We start from the raw sequence: 5,150 nt of genomic DNA, 5'->3' as shown, positions 1-5,150 counted from the left end.
AGCCGGGCGGCATGCGCACCGACTGGGCGGGCGCGTCGATGACCGTCCACCCGGTCTCGGCGGCCTACGAGCAGACCGTCGGCGCGGTGAACACGCTGCGGGACACGCTCATGGCCAAGGCGGCGAGCGACCCGGCGAAGGTCGCGGACGTCGTGCTGCGGGTGGCCGACCTCGACGAGCCCCCGGTCCGCCTGCTGCTGGGCAGCGACGCCGTCCGGTTCGCCGCCCGGGTCGACCGCTCCCGCGCCGAGTCGGACGCCGAGTGGCGCGAGCTCTCGGTGTCCACCGACTACGACGACCTGACGGAGGAGAACCTCGACCCGCTCTCCACCCTCCGCGGCTGAAGGGCCCGCTACCGGCGCCGGTAGCGAATCGGCCGGCCGGGGCGATAGCAGGGAGATCGACGCTGCCGGCACGGTGATCGGAGTGGGATGGTGCTGAGGCTCATCGCGGACCAGGCGATCGGGGAGGCCGACCGGCGGGACGCGGACGGGCTCGGGTTCGACGCCTACGCCGACGTCCTGGCCGCGGCGGCGACGGACACGCGAGGACCGTTCACCATCGGGGTGTTCGGGGAGTGGGGCACCGGCAAGACCAGCCTCATGCGGTTGGTCGAACGGCGCCTGGACGAAGACCCGGGCGTGGTCACGGTCTGGTTCAACGCCTGGCGCTACGAGCAGGAGGAGCACCCGATCGTGCCGCTCGTCGGCACGATCGTGCAGGCGCTGGAGAAGCACAAGGGGCTGAACCAGCAGTTCGGGCAGGCCGGTCGGCGGCTGGTCCGGTCGCTGCGCGCGATCGCGTACGGGTTCTCGGCCAAGTCGAAGGTCTCGGTGCCGGGGTTCGCGGAGTTCGAGGCCTCGTTCGTGGCGAAGGACATGATCGAGCGCGACAACCGGCTCACCCCGGACCCGCTGCTGGACCGGAGCCTGTACTTCGGCGCGTTCACCAGCCTCGACGAGGTGAAGCTGCGCGAGAACGTGCGCGTGGTGGTGCTGATCGACGACCTGGACCGCTGCTTCCCCGACCAGGCGATCCGGTTGCTGGAGAGCATCAAGCTGGTGCTGGCGCAGCCGGGGTTCATCTTCGTCCTCGGCGTCGCGCGGAAGGTGGTCGAGGGGTACCTCCAGCACCGGTACACGAAGGATTACGGCATCCCCGACTTCAAGGGCGAGCTGTACCTGGACAAGATCGTCCAGCTGCCGTTCCACATCCCTCCCGCGAAGCACCGGATGGCGGAGTTCTGCCGGACCCTGCTGGCCGACCAGCCGCCCGCCCTCGTGACCGAGCTGCAACCGGTCCTCCCGGTGGCCGCGGAGGCGCTGGGCGGCAACCCCCGGGCGGTGATCCGGTTCCTCAACAACATCCTGGTCGACCACGCCATCAGCAGCCGCCTGACCGATCCGGGCGCGCGGGGTGCGATCCCGATCCGCTTCTTCGCCGTCTCGCGCTGCCTGGAGCACCGGTGGCCGGACGTGTTCGCCGCCCTGACCGAGCAGGACGGCCTGGCCGAGGACGTCGCGACCTGGACCGCGGGCGGCTACGACGCCAAGGCGGGCGGCACCGGTCCGGAAGCCCTGGTGGCGGGCAAGCTCATCTCCGACCCCGAACTGCGCCGACTGCTCACCCAGGGCCCCGGCCGCGACTGGCTGACCGAACCGGTGCTCAGGCAGGCCAGCGTCAGCTTCCTGATCACCCGGGACCGGCTGTCGCGGCTCGACACGTCCGAGGTCGAGGTCCGCTACGACGCGTTCGTGTCGTTCGCGAACGAGGACCGGCCGGCCGTCATCCGGCTCGTGGGAGCCCTGTCCGAGGCCGGGGTGCGGGTGTTCTTCGACGACCACGTGCCCCTCGGCTCCCGGTGGGAGGAAGCCCTCGACAGCGGGCTCGGCCGGGCGGACGCCCTGCTGTACTGCGTCGGTCGGACGTCCGCCGCGTCGGAGGGGCAGTTGCGGGAGTACGGGACCGTGGCGACCCGGGACCTCCTGATCATCCCGGTCCTGCTCCCCGGCGCGGACCCCGAGTCCATGCCACCCCTGCTCCGCTCCCGGCAGTGGCTGGACCTGCGGTACGGCATCACCGAGGACGGCGTCCAGCAGCTGGTCTCGGCCCTGCGGCGGAGGAGCCGCCGCGCCTGACCCGGTGTCGGTCCGCCGGCCGTCAGGGCCGCAGCTGGGAGGCCACCTGGAAGGCCTTCTTCTGGACCTCTTCCTCGGTGCCCCGCCAGCCGGTCGACGTGAGCCAGTCGACGAAGGAGCGCAACCCGGGGTGGATCGCCCGCAGCGCGGCCACGTCACGCGCGCGGTCCGCGACGTCGAACTCGGTGAAGAACTCGAACATCGCCGCGAGGTCGTGGCCGATCCGGGGGATCGACGAGCGCAGGGCGTCCGGGGGCACCGGCCGGTAGGCCGCCGGGATCCCGGTGACCTGCTCGAAGGTGCTCGCGATCCGGTCGCCGGTCAGGCCCTCGGAGACCACGGAGAGCGTGCGCCCGGCCCAGTCGTCCCAGTTCGAGAGCATGTGGTCGGCGTACCAGGCGGTGTCGTCGAGCCCGATCATCGGCCACCGGCCCGCCTCGCCCAGCGGCAACGTGAACAGCAGGCCGTCCCGGCCGTCGGGCAGCGTCCCGGGACGCGGGCTCATCCGGGACTGCAGGTTCTCGAAGTACGGCGCGGTGACCAGCACGGCGACGTGGCGGCTGTACCAGCCGTCGGCGTCCTTCCGCATCATCTCCTCGGAGCGCCGCAGCCCGATCCACGCCTCGACGGCGGCCTTGCTGTCGTAGTGGGGCACCGGGATGCGGCCGCCGGTCAGCACGACCGCGTTGTCGAGCGAGGAGTAGACCAGCCGCTCGACCCCGGCGCGTTCCGCGGCCTGCAGGGCGGCCAAGCCCTGCTCGTACTCGCGGAGCGGGCTGATGGTGGCCTGGAAGTCGGTGTTGACGAACACCTCGTCGACCCCGGCCACCGCGTCCCGCAGGCTCCCGGCGTCGTCCAGGTCGCCCCGCACCAGCCGGACCCGGTCGCCCAGCTCGGAGACCAGGTCGCGGGCGCGGTCCGAGGACGGGTCGCGGGTGAGCACGACGACGGCGTTGTCGGCGCGGGCCGCGAGGCGGCGCACCACGCGGGAGCCCATCGCGCCGGTGCCGCCGATGACGAGGGATGTGGTCACCGAGTCCTCCAGGTGTCGAGGTCACGCGGAATCGTTGGCAGGGCCCGGGATCGGGCCGCGGTATTCCTCCCCGGGCGGTATCGCGCCCCTCGGTGATCCACCGGTACTGGCCAAGCTAGGCCGAATGCACGCCCGCCTCCTACTTCAGGCTTGCTCTGATCATCATCGGAAGCGTGACGTCCTCCGCGCGTCCACGTCGAGTACAAAGTGGACAGAGGTTGCCCGGTGCCCCGCGAACAGGACATCGGACAACCTCTGTGCCGACCCACCGCGTCACGGCGGGGTGAGCGGATCCCGGTCAGGTCGGGCCGACCGTCAGACGGCCGTGCGCGACCACTGCTGGTTGGTGCCGGTGTTGCAGGTGTACTGCTTGAGGATCACGCCGTCCGCGGTCGACGCGGCCGGCACGTCCACGCACTTGCCGCTGTGCCGGGCCCGGAGCTGGAAGTAGCTGCCGTTGGCGACCATCTGGAACTGCTGGTTGGTGCCCGTGCCGCAGGTGTACTGGGTGAGCTCGGCGCCGTCGGCGGTCGACGCGCTCACCACGTCGAGGCACTTGCCGCTGTTGCGGCTGACGATGCGCCAGTAGCCGCTGCCGGCGTCCTGGAACTGCCACTGCTGCCACGCGTTGCCGTTGTAGGTGTACTGGTCGACGCGCGCACCGTTCTCGGTGTTCGGTTGCCGGACGTCCATGGTCTTGCCGCTGTGCCGGACGTCGATCCGGTAGTACGTCGCCGGCGGGTTCGTGACCCCGTCGCCCCAGGCGTACCGGATCCGGTCGGCGCCGGAGGCGTTGCGCAGGGTCAGGTTGAGGTCGGTGCCGCTGCCGCTCATCGAGTACATCGAGTAGTGGTCGTAGCCGATGTTCCCGGGCTTGCCGCCCACGGCCGGCCAGTACGTGCCGCCCATGTTGTTGTCCCGCATGACCTGCGCCACGGCGCGGAGGTAGCGCACGAAGTTCTCGCTGCTGTTCGCGTCGGCGTAGTTCAGGCCGGTGGACATCGGCGCACCGAACTCCGTCGCCACCGCGCGGTTCGCGCAGTTGCCCAGCCGCGTCTGGATGTGGCTGCGGAAGGCGTCGTAGGTCATCGCGCCGTAGAAGAAGGCGTAGTAGTGGAACGACAGCAGCGTCGAGTTGAACCGGCTGTCGTTGCAGATGTCCCGCAGGTCCTGGCTGAAGCCGGTGCCGCCGATGAGCACCCGGCTGGGCACCGCCGAGGTGTGGTAGCTGAGCCAGTTCGCCGCGACGTTGCGCCAGTCCGTCGACGAGTAGCCGTGCGGCTCGTTCATCGGCTCGAAGTAGACGTTGCTGTTCGAGCCGTAGGTGTTGGTCACGCTCGACCACATCGTGTTCCACGCGGCGAGGTTCGTGATCTTGCCACCGGAGGCCGCGCCGTCCTCCCAGTAGGCGAGGATGACCTTGAAGCCGCGCTCGGTGGCGGCGTCGATGGCGCCCCGGTAGGCGTTCCACCAGGTCGTGTTGGCGACGGTGTGGGTGTTGATCGGCAGCCGGACGGTGTTGACCCCCAGGGTGGAGGCCATGTCGTCGTAGAGGGCGTTCGCCTTCGCCCGCACCGTCGCGTTGCTGTCGGACAGGCTCAGGCCCTGCACGACGAGCGTGCCCGTGCTGAAGTTGTCACCCAGCACGGCCCAGTTCATGCCGCGGAACTGGCTGGTGGCGGCGTTGGCCGGCGACTCGGAGACGACGAGGCCCACCGCTGCGGTCAGCGCGGTGACCACGAGGGTGGTCAGCAACCGCCGTACCTGCCGGGTGCTCCGCGGTGGTGCTGATGGGTGACCACCAGACGCCATGATCAGTGCCATGAAGTGTCCAATCACTCGATCTGAACGGGCCGCGTCGTGCTGCTCCGACAGCAGGACCGGTGGGGGTCGGACGTGGTCGGTGGGGGGGGGCCGGGCTGGGGCGGGGGCGGCGGGGCTCCCCCCCCCGCAGCGCGAGGTGGGGGGGCCCTGCGGGT

3 protein-coding genes and 1 pseudogene are annotated in these 5,150 nt (G+C 70.7%); 2 read left to right on the top strand and 2 right to left on the bottom strand.

The window, feature by feature from the left end:
- A pseudogene (locus AB0G02_RS08320) lies at positions 1-344 on the top strand (hypothetical protein); the annotation flags it as partial.
- Between the two features lie 87 nt (positions 345-431).
- A complete protein-coding gene (locus AB0G02_RS08315; RefSeq protein ID WP_360791249.1) occupies positions 432-2,138 on the top strand; it encodes a P-loop NTPase fold protein in 1,707 nt (568 codons plus the stop codon).
- Between the two features lie 22 nt (positions 2,139-2,160).
- Here AB0G02_RS08315 and AB0G02_RS08310 read toward each other — a convergent pair whose 3' ends face one another.
- The gene (locus tag AB0G02_RS08310) at positions 2,161-3,171 is read right to left on the bottom strand and encodes an NmrA/HSCARG family protein (RefSeq protein WP_360791246.1); all 1,011 of its coding nucleotides are present in this window, start codon (positions 3,169-3,171) and stop codon (positions 2,161-2,163) included.
- A gap of 315 nt (positions 3,172-3,486) precedes the next feature.
- On the bottom strand, positions 3,487-4,926 hold the full coding sequence (locus AB0G02_RS08305) for an RICIN domain-containing protein (RefSeq protein ID WP_360791243.1): 1,440 nt from the start codon (positions 4,924-4,926) through the stop codon (positions 3,487-3,489).
- Positions 4,927-5,150: the final 224 nt, after the last annotated feature.

The sequence above is a fragment of the Actinosynnema sp. NPDC023658 genome, from assembly GCF_040639995.1.
GTDB lineage: Bacteria > Actinomycetota > Actinomycetes > Mycobacteriales > Pseudonocardiaceae > Actinosynnema.
Note: the sequence above shows the minus strand (reverse complement) of the source record. Positions and strands in the feature narration are given on the sequence as shown.

Excerpts from the sequence above, each read along its gene's own strand:
- AB0G02_RS08315 (WP_360791249.1), top strand. The coding sequence starts at position 432 with ATGGTGCTGAGGCTCATCGCGGACCAGGCGATCGGGGAGGCCGACCGG.